General features: G+C 60.7%; 14 protein-coding genes and 1 tRNA gene. 2 read left to right on the top strand and 13 right to left on the bottom strand.

Annotated elements, in window-relative coordinates; translation table 11 throughout:
- Positions 1–61 precede the first annotated feature (61 nt).
- The 11 genes from pheS to PQQ86_RS13455 all read right to left on the bottom strand — a co-directional run bounded on the left by pheS (position 62) and on the right by PQQ86_RS13455 (position 10,394).
- Positions 62–1,075 carry a phenylalanine--tRNA ligase subunit alpha gene (gene pheS / locus PQQ86_RS13405; protein ID WP_028200200.1) on the bottom strand — a complete coding sequence of 338 codons (1,014 nt, stop codon included), beginning with the start codon at positions 1,073–1,075 and terminating at the stop codon, positions 62–64.
- A 156-nt stretch (positions 1,076–1,231) separates the two neighbouring features.
- Positions 1,232–1,591 carry a 50S ribosomal protein L20 gene (rplT, locus tag PQQ86_RS13410; protein WP_006052502.1) on the bottom strand — a complete coding sequence of 120 codons (360 nt, stop codon included), beginning with the start codon at positions 1,589–1,591 and terminating at the stop codon, positions 1,232–1,234.
- 29 nt (positions 1,592–1,620) lie between these two features.
- Positions 1,621–1,818 carry a 50S ribosomal protein L35 gene (gene rpmI, locus PQQ86_RS13415; protein WP_097389908.1) on the bottom strand — a complete coding sequence of 66 codons (198 nt, stop codon included), beginning with the start codon at positions 1,816–1,818 and terminating at the stop codon, positions 1,621–1,623.
- A 248-nt stretch (positions 1,819–2,066) separates the two neighbouring features.
- On the bottom strand, positions 2,067–2,591 hold the full coding sequence (gene infC, locus PQQ86_RS13420) for a translation initiation factor IF-3 (protein WP_074263967.1): 525 nt from the start codon (positions 2,589–2,591) through the stop codon (positions 2,067–2,069).
- Between the two features lie 49 nt (positions 2,592–2,640).
- Positions 2,641–4,548: a threonine--tRNA ligase gene (thrS, locus tag PQQ86_RS13425; RefSeq protein ID WP_408267443.1), complete on the bottom strand. Its 1,908-nt coding sequence runs from the start codon at positions 4,546–4,548 to the stop codon at positions 2,641–2,643.
- 252 nt (positions 4,549–4,800) lie between these two features.
- Positions 4,801–4,877, bottom strand: a tRNA-Val gene (locus PQQ86_RS13430).
- A gap of 140 nt (positions 4,878–5,017) precedes the next feature.
- Positions 5,018–7,261: a RelA/SpoT family protein gene (locus PQQ86_RS13435; protein WP_408267446.1), complete on the bottom strand. Its 2,244-nt coding sequence runs from the start codon at positions 7,259–7,261 to the stop codon at positions 5,018–5,020.
- 73 nt (positions 7,262–7,334) lie between these two features.
- Positions 7,335–7,688 (bottom strand): RidA family protein, encoded by a 354-nt coding sequence (locus PQQ86_RS13440; protein ID WP_028200195.1) that lies wholly within the window; start codon positions 7,686–7,688, stop codon positions 7,335–7,337.
- Between the two features lie 96 nt (positions 7,689–7,784).
- Entirely contained in the window at positions 7,785–8,696 is a 912-nt protein-coding gene (locus tag PQQ86_RS13445; protein WP_408267449.1) for an alpha/beta fold hydrolase, read from the bottom strand.
- Between the two features lie 349 nt (positions 8,697–9,045).
- A complete protein-coding gene (locus PQQ86_RS13450) occupies positions 9,046–9,687 on the bottom strand; it encodes a CoA transferase subunit B (RefSeq protein ID WP_097389913.1) in 642 nt (213 codons plus the stop codon).
- 2 nt (positions 9,688–9,689) lie between these two features.
- Positions 9,690–10,394, bottom strand: coding sequence for a CoA transferase subunit A (locus tag PQQ86_RS13455; RefSeq protein WP_144145859.1), 705 nt, complete (start codon positions 10,392–10,394; stop codon positions 9,690–9,692).
- A 242-nt stretch (positions 10,395–10,636) separates the two neighbouring features.
- Here PQQ86_RS13455 and PQQ86_RS13460 point away from each other — a divergent pair, with 242 nt between their 5' ends.
- Entirely contained in the window at positions 10,637–11,182 is a 546-nt protein-coding gene (locus PQQ86_RS13460) for a LuxR C-terminal-related transcriptional regulator (RefSeq protein WP_408267453.1), read from the top strand.
- Between the two features lie 28 nt (positions 11,183–11,210).
- On the opposite strand, the gene PQQ86_RS13465 is transcribed toward PQQ86_RS13460, so the two are convergent.
- Both PQQ86_RS13465 and PQQ86_RS13470 read right to left on the bottom strand, forming a co-directional pair.
- Positions 11,211–11,642, bottom strand: a complete 432-nt coding sequence (locus tag PQQ86_RS13465) for an acyl-CoA thioesterase (RefSeq protein WP_408267456.1) — start codon at positions 11,640–11,642, stop codon at positions 11,211–11,213.
- 91 nt (positions 11,643–11,733) lie between these two features.
- Positions 11,734–12,510, bottom strand: coding sequence for an SDR family oxidoreductase (locus tag PQQ86_RS13470; RefSeq protein WP_408267459.1), 777 nt, complete (start codon positions 12,508–12,510; stop codon positions 11,734–11,736).
- A 191-nt stretch (positions 12,511–12,701) separates the two neighbouring features.
- Between PQQ86_RS13470 and PQQ86_RS13475 the strand changes: the two genes are divergently transcribed.
- Positions 12,702–14,375, top strand: coding sequence for an electron transfer flavoprotein-ubiquinone oxidoreductase (locus tag PQQ86_RS13475; protein WP_408267462.1), 1,674 nt, complete (start codon positions 12,702–12,704; stop codon positions 14,373–14,375).
- Positions 14,376–14,463 lie beyond the last annotated feature (88 nt).

The following is a 14,463-nucleotide window of genomic DNA, read 5'->3' on the forward strand; positions in this document are numbered from 1 at the left end:
CGCGGCTGCGGCACTGCGCGCAGTGCCGCGCTCTATGCTTGTCGCGTTCGTACGCGCCAGTTCACGCGAATTGACGCAGGAAACGCAGGTCGTTTTCGAAGAACAGACGCAGGTCTTGCACGCCGTAACGCAACATCGTGAGCCGCTCGAGGCCGCTGCCGAAGGCAAAACCGATGTAGCGCTCGGGGTCGAGGCCCATGTTGCGGATCACCGTGGGGTGAACCTGGCCAGAACCCGAAATTTCGAGCCACTTGCCGGCGTTCTTGCCCGTTTCGAACAGCATGTCGATTTCAGCCGACGGTTCGGTGAACGGAAAGTACGACGGACGGAAGCGCACCTGAATATCGTCGCGCTCGAAGAATTTCTTGAGGAAGTCGGAATAGACGCCCTTCAGATCCGCGAAGCTGATGTTCTCGTCGATCCACAGGCCTTCGACCTGGTTGAACATCGGCGAATGCGTTGCATCGCTGTCCACACGATACGTGCGGCCCGGCACGATCACCTTGATCGGCGGCGTGTTGGTACGGGCGTAGCGCACCTGCATCGGGCTGGTGTGCGTGCGCAACAGCAGTTGACGGCCGTCGGCATCTTTGCCGTCGACATAGAAGGTGTCCTGCATAGAACGCGCCGGATGGTTTTCCGGGCTGTTCAGCGAGGTGAAGTTGTACCAGTCGGTTTCGATTTCGGGGCCGTCGGCCACGTCGAATCCGATCGTACGGAAAATCTGTTCGACGCGCTCCCATGTGCGCATCACCGGGTGCAGACTGCCTGCGCCGGTGCCGCGGCCGGGCAACGTGACGTCGATGGCTTCAGCGGCGAGGCGCTGGTTCAGCAACGCGTCGGCCAGCGCCTGGCGCCGGGCCGTCAACGCGGCTTCCACTTGTTGCTTGACGAGGTTGATCCGTGCGCCTTCGGTCTTGCGCGTTTCGGGATCGAGTTTGCCAAGTCCCTTCAATAGCTCGGTCAGCGCACCCGATTTGCCGAGAAAGCGCGCTTTCTCGTTCTCGAGGGTGGTGACGTCGGAGGCTTCTGCGAAGGCTTTTTGCGCGTCGGCGACAATCTGGTCCAGATCCATTGATCCCATCATTTCAACGTCAGTGTTCTATCGAAGCAATCCGGTTCTACCAACAAAAACGGGGCTCGGTGAGGAGCCCCGTTTTTGCTGCAGCGTCACCGAGACTACCGGATGTTCGCTGCAACGAACCACGCAGTTTAATTGCCCAAAGCGCAATCAGGCTGCAACGGCGGCTTTCACCTGCTGAACGATCGCAGCAAAAGCAGCCTTGTCGAACACAGCCATGTCGGCCAGCACCTTGCGGTCGAGTTCGATCGAAGCCTTCTTCAGGCCGTTGATGAACACGCTGTACGTCATGTCGTGCTGACGCACCGCCGCGTTGATACGCGTGATCCACAATGCACGGAACACACGCTTCTTGTTGCGGCGATCGCGGTAGGCGTATTGGCCTGCGCGCATGACCGCCTGCTTGGCGATGCGATAGACGTTATTGCGACGGCCGCGGTAACCCTTGGCCAGCTTGATGATCTTCTTGTGACGGGCCCGTGCGGTAACCCCACGTTTTACTCGAGGCATATCTTGCTCCTATGAGTGTCGGTTAAGGGTTAAGCGAACGGCAGCATTGCGCGCACGGAGTTCATATCTGCTTCATGAACTGACGTGGAACCGCGCAAATGGCGTTTGTTCTTGGTGGTCTTCTTGGTAAGAATGTGGCGCTTGAAGGCTTGACCGCGCTTGACGGTACCGCCCGGACGCACCACGAAGCGCTTTGCAGCACTCTTCTTGGTCTTCATCTTCGGCATGACAACTCCATTATTAGATGGATATGGGTGTGCGGTCGGCCAGATGGCCATTACCCGCCCTTCGAAACCCACTCCACTTGGTATGCAGACCGCCGTTACCGCCAGCGGCCGCTTTTCAGGAAGAGGCGCACGTTTGCACATGCGCCGTTCCGAAACCTGCCGATCCCGCACCGGACACCCGGCACAGCATCGTCTCAATCTTTCACAACCGGAGCGCGCACCACACGGTGCGCCGCTGCTCCAGCGGCTTACTTCTTTTTCTTCGGCGCGAGCACCATGATCATCTGGCGCCCTTCCATTTTCGGCATCTGCTCGACCTGACCGACTTCGTCGAGGTCTGTACGCAGGCGCTCGAGCATGCGCATACCGATTTCCTGGTGAGCCATTTCGCGGCCACGGAAACGCAACGTGATTTTCGTCTTGTCGCCGTCGTCGAGGAAGCGGATGAGGTTGCGCAGCTTGACGTTGTAATCGCCGTCATCGGTGCCCGGGCGGAATTTGACTTCCTTGACCTGGACAATCTTCTGCTTGAGCTTGGCCTCGTGTTGCTTCTTCGCTTCCGAGTACTTGAACTTGCCGTAGTCCATCAAACGGCAGACCGGCGGAACCGCTTGCGGAGCGATTTCAACCAGATCCACATCCTGCTGTTCCGACATGCGGAACGCATCAGCGAGTTTCACGATGCCGAGCGGTTCGTTCTCGACTCCGACCAGACGCACCTCGGGTGCTGTAATTTCACCGTTGATGCGGTGCGCAGACTTATCAGTAGCGATGTTACGTTTCCTCTAAAAATTAAAAAAACGAGCCGGGCTGCCAAGTGGCTCAGTTGAACGACTGCACGTCCTGGCGCAGACGCTCAATGAAGGTATCGAGAGGCATCACGCCCAGATCGACACCACCACGGGCACGCACGGCTACCGTTTGGGCTTCACGCTCTTTGTCGCCGACCACAAGCAGATACGGCACCTTTTCTAGCGTGTGCTCCCGTATTTTATAGCTAATCTTCTCGTTGCGCAAATCGGCCTCTACTCTAACCCCTTGTTTTTGCAACGATTGGGCTAGAGACTGCGCATATTCGATCTGACTTTCCGCGATATTCATCACCACAACCTGCATGGGTGCGAGCCACGACGGCATTGCACCAGCATGGTGCTCGATCAGAATACCGAGAAAACGCTCCATTGATCCGACGATTGCCCGGTGCAGCATGATCGGGCGGCGGCGGCTATTGTCTTCAGCGACGTATTCGGCGCCCAGGCGCTCCGGCAGCACCATATCGAGCTGCAACGTTCCGCACTGCCACGAGCGGCCGAGTGCGTCCTTGATGTGGTATTCGACCTTCGGGCCGTAGAACGCGCCCTCGCCCGGCAACTCTTCCCACGTCACGCCGCAGGCCGTCAGCGCCTCGCGCAGGCCCTGCTCCGCGCGGTCCCATGTCTCGTCCGTGCCGGCGCGCGCATCCGGGCGCAGCGACAGCTTGATCTCGACATTGTCGAAGCCGAAGTCCTTGTAGACACTCATCGCCAGCGTGTTGAACGCGATCGATTCGCTGATGAACTGGTCTTCGGTACAGAAAATGTGGGCGTCGTCCTGCACGAAACCACGCACGCGCATCAGACCATGCAGCGCGCCCGACGATTCATTGCGGTGGCACGAGCCGAATTCCGCGTAACGCAGCGGCAGATCGCGATACGAGCGCAAACCGTGGTTGAACACCTGCACGTGACCCGGGCAGTTCATCGGCTTGATCGCGTAATCGCGCTTTTCCGATTCCGTCGTGAACATATTTTCACGATAGTTCTGCCAGTGACCCGACGCTTCCCAGAGCGAGCGGTCCATGATCATCGGCGTCTTGATCTCGAGGTAGCCGGCGTCGTTCACACGGCGGCGCATGTACTGCTCGACCTGCTGCCACAGCGTCCAGCCACGCGGATGCCAGAACACCATGCCCGGCGACTCGTCCTGCATGTGGAACAGGTCGAGCTGCTTACCGAGCTTGCGGTGATCGCGCTTTTCCGCCTCTTCAAGCATGTGCAGATACGCGTCCTGGTCTTCCTTCTTCGTCCAGGCCGTGCCGTAGATACGCTGCAATTGCTCGTTCTTCGAGTCGCCGCGCCAGTAGGCGCCCGCAAGCTTCATCAGCTTGAAGACCTTCAGCTTGCCGGTGGACGGCACGTGCGGGCCGCGGCACAGATCCGTGAAGCCGCCATGCGAGTACAGCTTGATTTCGTCGGTAGCCGGAATCGATTCGATGATCTCGGCCTTGTACTTTTCGCCGATGCTCTTGAAGTAGTCCACGGCTTCGTCGCGCGACACCACGCGGCGCGAGACCGGTTCGTCTTTCTTCGCGAGTTCCTGCATGCGCTTTTCGATCTTCTCGAGATCTTCCGGAGTGAAAGGACGGCTATACGCGAAGTCGTAGTAAAAGCCGTTGTCAATCACCGGGCCGATCGTAACCTGCGCTTCCGGGAACAGATCCTTCACCGCGTACGCGAGCAAGTGCGCAGTGGAGTGGCGAATGATGTCGAGGCCGTCGGCGTCTTTCTCCGTGACGATGGCAAGCGCCACGTCATGATCGATAAGCGTGGACGTATCGACGAGTTCACCGTCGATCTTGCCGCCGAGCGCAGCTTTCGCGAGGCCGGGGCCGATCGAGGCAGCCACTTCGGCGACGGTCACCGGATGCTCGTACTGTCGAACAGAACCGTCAGGCAGACGTATCGAAACCATTGCGTTCTCCGTGGTGCCGACCGGCGGCGGCACATACAACCAGGTCAAAAAAGCCAAAAAAAATGCGGCCCCGCTTTCGAGGGGCCGCATTCACATTTCCTGCTAACTACAGTGGCGAAAGTGGTCCTCGACTAGCGTCGCTCCGAAGTAGTTTCGGTCAACGTTCGCGGTGCCATAACCGTATTTGCCTTTTGCGCAGAAGCGCTTACTGCAGTTTGCGAAACCCCGGCAAAACCGGAATTTCTCTTTCGTTGGTAGGCTCGATTGGACTCGAACCAACGACCCCCACCATGTCAAGGTGGTGCTCTAACCAGCTGAGCTACGAGCCTGAAGAAACGAGATTATATGGAGCCCCACACCGCTTGGCAAGTACTTTTATGCACCGACTTTAAATTTCTACTCACGCGCGCGGGCGCTTCGAACCGAAGCCTACCGGGCACCCGCACGCACCCGCCGCCTTGTCCACTCATCAACTCTTGCGTGAAGCGCGCACCACGCCGATTACTTCACCGAGCAACGTACACGCGCGCTGAATTTGCGCGGCGCTCGACACCTCGACAGTAAATTGCATGAACGCCGCATTGCGACGCGACTGCGTTTTCACGCCGATCACATTCATCTTCTCGCGCGCAAAAACTTCAGAGATATCGCGCAGCAGACCTTGCCGATCCGTGGCCTCGATGCTGAGGTCGACGGGATAGACCGACTGCCCGCGCCCGCTCATGACATCCGCCGACCACGCGGTTTGCAACACGCGCTCCGGCGCGCGATCTGCCATGCGCACGAAGGTCGGGCAATCGCTGCGATGAATCGACATGCCCTTGCCGCGCGTGACGAAGCCGCTGATGTCGTCGGGCGGTGCAGGACGGCAACAGCGCGCGAGTTGCGTAAGCAACGCATCGACGCCGACCACGAGCACACCGGTAGAAGCCCCGCGGGCGACGCTCGCGCCGCTACTGCGCTTCTCGAACTGTTCTGGCGCTTCGACTACAGGCTCGGGCGGCGGGGCATCGTGCAGCGCCTGCTCGACGAGCCGCAGACTGAATTCTTCCTTGCCGACCACCGAGAACAGATCGTCGGTGGTCTTGAAGCCGAGCTTGGCGGCGAGCTGATCGAGATTGACCGACGTCTTGCCCTCGCGCTGCAGGGTCTTTTCGACCATCGCGCGGCCGCTGGAAATGTGCTCCTGTACTTCGACCGCGTTGAACCACGCGCGCACTTTCTGCCGCGCCCGATGGCTCTGCAGATACCCGAGTTGCGGGTTGAGCCAGTCACGCGACGGACCGCCCTCTTTCACCGCGACAATCTCGACCGTCTGACCGTTCTGCAACGCCGTGTTGAGCGGCACCATCGCGCCATCGACACGCGCGCCACGGCAGCGATGCCCCAGTTCGCTATGCAGGTGATACGCGAAGTCCACCGGTGTCGCACCGTGCGGCAGCGGAATCACGCGTGCTTGCGGCGTGAGCACGTAGATGTGGTCGTCGTCGAGCGTAGCCTGGCGCAATTGCTCCCACGGCTGCGCGGCGCGCTTCTCGCCGTGCTCGCCTTCGGAGACATCGTCTTTCCACGCGAGCAGTTGACGCAACCACGCGATCTTCTCGTCGTACTTCTCATTGGCGCTGAACTGGCCGCCGTAACCACGCGCGCCCGCTTCCTTATAACGCCAGTGCGCCGCCACGCCATACTCGGCGAACTGATGCATTTCCTGCGTGCGGATCTGTACTTCGAACGCGCGGCCGTCGTCGCCGATCACGACCGTGTGCAGCGATTTATAGCCGTTCGGCTTCGGCCGCGAGATGTAGTCGTCGAACTCTTTCGGCACCGGTTGCCACAGGTTGTGCACGATGCCGAGCACGGTGTAGCAATCCTTGATGTCTTGCACGATTACGCGAAACGCGCGCACATCGTACAGTTCGGCGAAATCCAGCTCCTTGCCGTGCATCTTGCGCCAGATGCTGTAAATGTGTTTTGGCCGGCCGCTGACTTCAGCCTGAACATGCGCCGCGGCCAGTTCCTGCTGCAGCCGCTCGATTGCCTGCGCAACATAGCTCTCGCGCTCGACGCGCTTCTCGTCGAGCAGCTTGGCGATGCGCTTGTAAGTGACCGGCTCTTCGAAGCGGAGCGCGAGATCCTCGAGTTCCCACTTCAGTTGCCAGATGCCGAGCCGGTTGGCGAGCGGCGCGTAAATATCGAGCGTTTCACGCGCGACGTCGGGCGACGGCGTGATTTTCGCCGCCGCGTAATAACGCAGCGATTGCAAACGCGACGCGAGCCGTATCAGCACGACGCGAATGTCCTGCGCGAACGCGAGCAGCATCTTGCGCAGCGCCTCGACCTGCGCTCGGCGCGCGGTCTGCGCATCGCGCCCGGCTTCAGGCATCGCATTCTGCGCGGCGCGCAAGCTCACCGTACCCAGGCGCAGCAACTTGCGCACGTCGCCGACCAGTTGCGCGACTTCTTCGCCGAAGTTATCGGCGATCACGCGCTCAGGGTCCTGCAAATGCGGCGTCAGCGCAAACAAGGCCGCCGCCAGCACAGCTGGCGGATCGACGTTGAGCGTGCGCATGATCGACGCCGTACCCCCCGCATGATCCGCCAGCAACTCGCCCGATGAGAGCCGCACTTCGCCCGCGTGTTCGCGCACGAACGCCATCGCTTCGTCGAAGGAAGGGATGGGGGACGGCGTGCTCGTAACGATTTCGGTAGTCATGGTGCGACGGCCCACTGGGCCAGACGGATCAACGGAATTTCAACAACAACTGCGAGGCCAGGCTCAGCCAGGCTCAATCGCGCTGCGCCGCGACCACGACGATTTCGACGAGGCACTTCGGGTTAGCGAGCTTCGCTTCGACGGTAGCGCGCGGCGGCGTGGCACCTTGTGCGACCCACTCGTCCCACACTGCGTTCATGCCGGCGAAGTGCACCATGTCCGAGATGTAGATCTGCACGGACAGCAAATGCGACTTGTCACTGTTCACTTCTTCGAGCAGACGGTCGATGTGGCCGAGCACTTCGCGCGTCTGACCCGTGATGTCCTGATCCGCGTCTTCGGCGATCTGGCCGGCGAGGTACACGGTGCCGTTGTACACAGCGGTTTCCGAGAGGCGCTTGCCGACGTGGTGACGAATGACTGCCATGAAGAATCCTGGGGTTGGTTGAAAATTGATCGCAAATGCGTTCCGCATTGCACCCACGCATTGCGTCCAATAGAGGACGCCGCGCGGAACTCGATATTATGACGCGTCAGCGGGCGGCCCGATAAAGAACCGCCTCGCGAGGTCGATCTGATCGGCCGACAGAAACGCCGGCGCATGCCCGACGCCCGCAATTTCGGTGCTGGATACAGCACGCCCGGTCTTCACCATCTTCGCGACGGTCTCGCGCGAGAGCAGATCCGATTGCTCGCCGCGCACCACCAGCACCGGCCCCTGAAACGCAGCCAGCGAATGCCACAGTGCGGCCTCGCCGAGTTTGGCCGCCTCTTCGGTTGTCGCGGCAAACGGCTGTGCGATCCGCGGGTCGTAGCGGAACAACCATGCGCCGTCCTGCTCGTGCAAAAGCGGCGTATTGATCTCGCGCCACTCCTCTGGCGTGAGCGGACCGAAGGTTTGCGCAAGCAACGCGGCGTAATCGATGCCCTGCTGCAGCGTTTCGAAACGCACGGGCTTGCCAAGGTATTCGCCGATGCGCTGCACCGCCACCGGCTCCAGATGCGGTCCGACGTCGTTCAACAACATTTTACGAATCGGCGTTTCCGGCAGGCCGGCCAGCGCGAGCCCGATCAAACCGCCCATCGAGGTACCGAACCAGTCGACCGTTTCGACGTTCAGGCGTGCGATCAGCGTAACCATATCGGCGACGTACTGCGGCACGCTATAGAAGTTGGGGTTGGCGAGCCACGAAGACAAGCCCCGCCCCGCCACATCCGGACACACCACGCGGTAAGTGCCGGCGAATTCCGCCGCGAGGCGGTCGAAATCGCGCCCGGAGCGCGTCAAGCCGTGCACGCACAGCAGCACACGTGGATTAGCGGGGTCGCCCCACTCGGTGTAGGCGATCCGGTGCAGGCCACCGGCGCTCGCGCACTGCACATAACGTTGGCGGGGCGCGGGCCGCTCGGCGGTGGAAGCGGACGTCTCGGTCATCTGGGTTCCTTGCAAAAGCGCTATGGGCTCGGCGCAGACCAAGCGGCGGGGAATGAACGTCGAATCTTGAAACGATTGTAAACCGCTTTGCCGCGCGGCAAGGATCGGCCAAACGGCCTAAGACTGACCAGGATGCCCCAAGGTAAAAGCCGCAGCAAAGACGCCCCGATGCGGGCAGCGCAAAACGGCACGGAAAAACGGCACCAAAACAAAACGGGCGAGACTCGCGCCTCGCCCGTTTACAACCTCGCTTTAATTCGCTTCGCAAGCCGCCCCGCGACCTACAAGGCAGCTTGCGTTGCCGCCAGCTTCCGTCACAAAGACCGAGGCGGGCGGCTCACAACACCATTCAGCTCACCGCGCTCACATCCAGTGGCGCGCCCGTCTTCGTCTGGATTTCCTCGACGCTGACGCCCGGCGCCAGCTCGGTCACCTTCAGGCCGTCTTCCGTCACTTCGATCACGCCGAGATCGGTAATGATCTGATCGACCACGCCCACGCCCGTCAGCGGCAACGTGCATTCTTCGAGGATCTTGTGCTGGTCGCCCTTCGCGACGTGTTCCATCAGCACAACCACGCGCTTGACGCCCGCGACCAGATCCATCGCGCCTCCCATGCCCTTGATCATCTTGCCGGGGATCATCCAGTTGGCCAGATCGCCCTTCTTGCTGATCTGCATCGCGCCGAGAATCGCCAGGTTGATGTGGCCGCCGCGAATCATCGCGAACGAATCCGCCGACGAGAAAATCGACGACCCCGGCAGCGTGGTCACCGTCTGCTTGCCGGCGTTGATCAGATCGGCATCCACTTCTTCTTCGGTCGGCGACGGGCCGATGCCGAGCAGGCCGTTTTCCGACTGCAGCCACACTTCGACGCCGGCCGGCACGTGGTTCGCCACCAGCGTCGGCAAGCCAATGCCGAGGTTCACGTAGAAGCCGTCCTGCAATTCCTTCGCCGCGCGTGCGGCCATTTCGTCACGAGTCCATGCCATGATCAGTCTCCTTTCGCGCGGACGATGCGTTGTTCAATGCGTTTTTCCGGATTCGCATTGAGCACAATGCGCTGCACGAAGATACCCGGCGTGTGGATCGCGTCCGGATCGAGTTCGCCCACTTCAACGATTTCCTCGACTTCCACGACCGTGATCTTGCCGGCCATCGCGCACATCGGGTTGAAGTTACGCGCGGTGCGGCGATAGATCAGATTGCCCGATTTATCGGCTTTCCATGCTTTAACCAAAGCGACGTCCGCCGTCAGTGAATGTTCGAGCACATAATGGTTTTCGCCGAACTGGCGAGTTTCCTTGCCTTCGGCGATCAGCGTGCCGTAGCCGGTGTTCGTGAAGAAGGCCGGAATGCCCGAGCCGCCGGCGCGCAGCTTCTCGGCGAGCGTGCCTTGCGGCGTGAATTCGAGCTCGAGTTCGCCGGCCAGATACTGGCGTTCAAACTCCTTGTTCTCGCCCACGTACGAAGAAATCATCTTCTTGACCTGGCGCGTTTCGAGCAGCAGACCGAGGCCGAAACCATCGACGCCCGCATTGTTGCTGATGCAGGTGATGCCCTGCACCTTCGAATCGCGCAGCGCCGCGATCAGCGCCTCGGGAATGCCGCACAGCCCGAAGCCGCCGACGGCAAACGTCTGCCCGTCCTTGACGATGTCTTTCAGCGCTTCAGCCGCGCCTGGATAGACCTTGTTCATCGTTTGTCCCTTCCTTTATGGAAACCCGAAACCGGTTCGTTGCGACTTGGATAAGACGTTCAGCGGGCAAACGCCCGACACGTCATTCTAGTCATCCGCAGCCTGTTCTGCGCTCAGGCTGCCCTGCCTGGCGCGAATGCCTGCTGCGGATGCTCCGCCGCGTTGTCATGTGTCCGAAAGAGTACGCTGGGCGCGCCATGCGGCACAATACGCAAAAATACATAAGTACTTGCCGCCAGCCCATGCCCGCACTGGATTACCAAACCGCGTTTCACCTCGCCCCGATCGGACTCGTGCTGTCGCGCGAACGGATCATCGAAGACTGCAACGACGAGCTGGCGTCGATATTCGGCTGCACGCGCGAGGCGCTGCTCGGCCAGTCGTTCCAGGTGCTGTATCCGTCGACGGGCGAATTCGAGCGGATCGGCGCGCGGATTCCGCCGATCATGACCGCGCAAGGCAGTTACGCGGACGACCGGATCATGAAGCGGGCCAACGGAGAATTGTTCTGGTGCCACGTGACGGGCCGCGCGCAGCAACGCACAGACCCGCACGCAGCCGGTGTCTGGACCTTCGAGGATTTGAGCGCGACACGGCGCGTGGCGGTCGAATTAACGCCGCGCGAGCGGGAAATCGCCGCGCAGCTGGTGACGGGCAAAACCAGCAAGCAGATCGGACGGGCGCTGGATATCAGCCCGCGCACGGTCGATGTCTACCGCGCGCGGCTGATGCGCAAATACGATACGGGGAATGCGACCGAGCTGCTGCAGCGTTTGCTCGGGCATTGAGAAGGCGCTGAGGAGGCGCTGGGAGCTATTAAGCCGCCTTGACCAGCGCCGCGCTCTCGATGGTCGCGCGCAGCATATCGGGAACCGGCACGGACTTGCCTGCGGCGTAGTCAATCCACACGCAGCGCGCAGCACCGCGGGCATAGACGGTGTTCGGATCGTCTGCGCGCACGAGTTCGAACGCCGTGTCAAAACTACTGCGCCCGGGCGTGGCCACGGACATCCGGCCGATCACGTCGCCCGGATAGTGCAACTGCTTGAGAAACTCCATCGACGCGTTGACGATCACCGGCCCCTGCCCGTCGACGTTGCTGCCGGCCAGACCCAGTCGTTCGAACCAGGAAATCCGCACCTGCTCCATGTAACGGAAATAGACCGTGTTGTTCACATGGCCGAATGCGTCCATGTCGCCCCAGCGGATCGGCATCGACATCTCAAAAACTGCGTGAAAATCGCTCATCGTACTTCTTTAACGGGTTGAAACGAGGGTAAAACCGGCGCGTGGGCCGGGGCAAACATGACAAACAAGGAACGGCAGCCCAAAGGCGCGTTCAGGCGAGCCCGAATCCATCGTCGGCGGCAATCACCGAACCGTTGATGAACTGCGATTCGTCGGCCGCGAGCAGCAGCAACAGCCCGTCCAGATCCTCCGGCTTGCCGACACGATGACGCGGCAACAGCGAGACCAGCTTCTGCCCCTGCTCGGTCGACCAGTGATGATGGTTGATCTCGGTATCGATATAGCCCGGGCAGATGGCGTTCACGTTGATGCCGTGCTTGCCCCACTCCAGCGCCATAGCTTTCGTCATATGGACGACGGTGGCCTTGCTCATCGAGTACAGGCCGATCTGCGGCAACACCCGCAGGCCCGCCATCGACGCGATATTGATGATCCGGTATGACGGCTTCTGCGCGCTATTGCCACGCATGATCATGCGCTTGGCGACTTCCTGGGCAACGAAGAACGCGCCGCGCGTGTTAGTGTCGAACACGTATTCGAAGTCGGCCGGCGTGACTTCCGAGAGCTTCTGCGTCGTCGACACACCTGAATTGTTCACCAGAATGTCGATCGTGCCCGCCTCGGTCTCCGCGTGGGCGACAGCTGACTTGATACTTTGATAATCCGTGACGTCGAGCGAGACAACGTGCGCCGCGCCACCGGAGGCTTCGATCTCGGCGCGCAACTCCTTCAGGCGCTCGGTGCGGCGGCTTGCCAACACGACCTTGGCGCCAGCCTGCGACAATACTTGAGCAAAGCGCTTCCCCAACCCGCTCGAGGCGCCGGTGATCAGCGCGACCTTGCCTTCCAGATTGATCGAACGGCCCATTGTCGTTCCCTTGTTCGGTTGTTGTTACAGACGCGGTTGACAGGTGCGGTAAGACCATCACTGCGGGTCATACCGTATCACAGAAATAGAACGATCGTGCTAATCTCTGTTCATCTGGTTGCAGTGGCGGAGACCATCGCCCACAATACGATCCCGAAAAAAGCATTCTAACGGTAAGAAGAGGAGCATCAATGACCCCCGCAAGCCTCATTGAGCAATACGGTCCACGCGAGTCGATGGAATACGACGTTGTGATCGTCGGTGGCGGCCCGGCTGGCCTGTCCGCGGCGATCCGCCTGAAGCAGCTGGCGGCTGGGAAAGGCGTCGAGCTTGGCGTGTGCGTACTGGAAAAAGGCTCGGAGATCGGGGCTCATATCCTGTCGGGCGCGGTGATGGATCCGCGCGCCATCACCGAACTGATCCCGGACTGGAAGGAAAAAGGCGCGCCGCTGACGGTCGACGTGACCGAAGATAAATTCCTGTTCCTGACCGAAACCGGCTCGAAGAGCGTGCCGGTCTGGGCGCTGCCGGACAACTTCAAGAACCACGGCAACTACGTGATCAGCCTCGCGAACGTCACGCGCTGGCTGGGTCAGCAGGCTGAAGCGCTCGGTGTGGAGATTTTCCCGGGCTTTCCGGCTGCTGAGATTCTGTATAACGACGATGGCTCCGTTAAAGGCGTCGCCACCGGCAATCTCGGTATCGGCAAGGATGGCGAGCCGACCGGGAACTTCCAGCTCGGCATGGAATTGCACGCGAAGTACACGCTGTTCTGCGAAGGCGCGCGTGGGCACTTGGGCCGCCAGCTGAACGATAAATTCAAGCTGCGCGAAGGCGTCGATCCGCAGGTCTACGGCATCGGCATCAAGGAACTGTGGGAAATCGATCCGGCGAAGCACAAGCCGGGTCTGGTGATGCACACCGCTGGCTGGCCGCTGGAGAACGACACCTACGGTGGCTCGTTCCTCTATCACATGGACAACAACCAGGTGGTGGTGGGCTTTGTGGTCGGTCTGGGCTATACGAACCCCTATCTGTCGCCGTTCGAGGAATTCCAGCGTTACAAGACGCATCCGGCAATCCGCGCGATTCTGGAAGGCGGCAAGCGGGTGTCGTACGGCGCACGAGCGATTACTGCGGGCGGTCTGCTGTCGCTGCCGAAGCTGGTGTTCCCGGGTGGTGCGCTGGTGGGTGATGATGCAGGCTTCCTGAACGCATCGCGGATCAAGGGCTCGCATGCGGCGATCAAGACCGGCATGCTGGCCGCTGAGGCTGCTTTTGAAGCCGTGCAGGCTGGCCGCACCAGCGACGAGCTGACGGCCTATCCGGAGTCGTTCAAGACCTCGTGGCTGCACACAGAACTGCATCGTGCGCGCAACTTCAAGCAGTGGATGAGCAAGGGCCTGTACCTCGGCACCCTGATGGTCGGCATCGAGCAGAAGCTGTTAGGCGGCAACGTGCCCTGGACGCTGCATCACCAGCATTCGGATCACGAGATGCTGAAACCGGCGTCGCAGTGCAAGCAGATCGTGTATCCGAAGCCGGATGGAAAGCTGACGTTCGACCGCTTGTCTTCAGTGTTCATCTCGAACACCAACCATGAAGAGAATCAGCCGGCTCACCTGACGCTGAAAGATCCGTCGGTGCCGGTGAATGTGAACTGGCAGACCTATGCCGGTCCGGAGTCACGCTACTGCCCCGCGGCGGTGTATGAGTTCGTGAAGAACGACGACGGCAGCGAGCGTCTCGTGATCAACGCGCAGAACTGCGTGCACTGCAAGACCTGCGATATCAAGGACCCGACCCAGAACATCGTCTGGGTGACGCCTGAGGGTGGCGGCGGTCCGAACTATCCGAATATGTGATTCGGCGTTTGTTTGCCGTGCGCGAAGCTTGTTTGTTCGCGCACGGCATGCAGGCAAACAGGCTCCACCCAGGTAAAAACAAAGCGGC

The organism is Paraburkholderia sediminicola, from assembly GCF_046026675.1.
Lineage (GTDB): Bacteria > Pseudomonadota > Gammaproteobacteria > Burkholderiales > Burkholderiaceae > Paraburkholderia > Paraburkholderia sediminicola_F.

Coding starts and splice junctions, on each gene's coding strand:
- PQQ86_RS13435 (WP_408267446.1), bottom strand. CDS start 7,261: ATGACTACCGAAATCGTTACGAGCACGCCGTCCCCCATCCCTTCCTTC.
- PQQ86_RS13450 (WP_097389913.1), bottom strand. CDS start 9,687: ATGGCATGGACTCGTGACGAAATGGCCGCACGCGCGGCGAAGGAATTG.
- rplT (WP_006052502.1), bottom strand. CDS start 1,591: ATGCCTCGAGTAAAACGTGGGGTTACCGCACGGGCCCGTCACAAGAAG.
- PQQ86_RS13465 (WP_408267456.1), bottom strand. CDS start 11,642: ATGAGCGATTTTCACGCAGTTTTTGAGATGTCGATGCCGATCCGCTGG.
- pheS (WP_028200200.1), bottom strand. CDS start 1,075: ATGGATCTGGACCAGATTGTCGCCGACGCGCAAAAAGCCTTCGCAGAA.
- rpmI (WP_097389908.1), bottom strand. CDS start 1,818: ATGCCGAAGATGAAGACCAAGAAGAGTGCTGCAAAGCGCTTCGTGGTG.
- PQQ86_RS13440 (WP_028200195.1), bottom strand. CDS start 7,688: ATGGCAGTCATTCGTCACCACGTCGGCAAGCGCCTCTCGGAAACCGCT.
- PQQ86_RS13470 (WP_408267459.1), bottom strand. CDS start 12,510: ATGGGCCGTTCGATCAATCTGGAAGGCAAGGTCGCGCTGATCACCGGC.
- PQQ86_RS13460 (WP_408267453.1), top strand. CDS start 10,637: ATGCCCGCACTGGATTACCAAACCGCGTTTCACCTCGCCCCGATCGGA.
- PQQ86_RS13475 (WP_408267462.1), top strand. CDS start 12,702: ATGACCCCCGCAAGCCTCATTGAGCAATACGGTCCACGCGAGTCGATG.
- PQQ86_RS13445 (WP_408267449.1), bottom strand. CDS start 8,696: ATGACCGAGACGTCCGCTTCCACCGCCGAGCGGCCCGCGCCCCGCCAA.
- thrS (WP_408267443.1), bottom strand. CDS start 4,548: ATGGTTTCGATACGTCTGCCTGACGGTTCTGTTCGACAGTACGAGCAT.
- PQQ86_RS13455 (WP_144145859.1), bottom strand. CDS start 10,394: ATGAACAAGGTCTATCCAGGCGCGGCTGAAGCGCTGAAAGACATCGTC.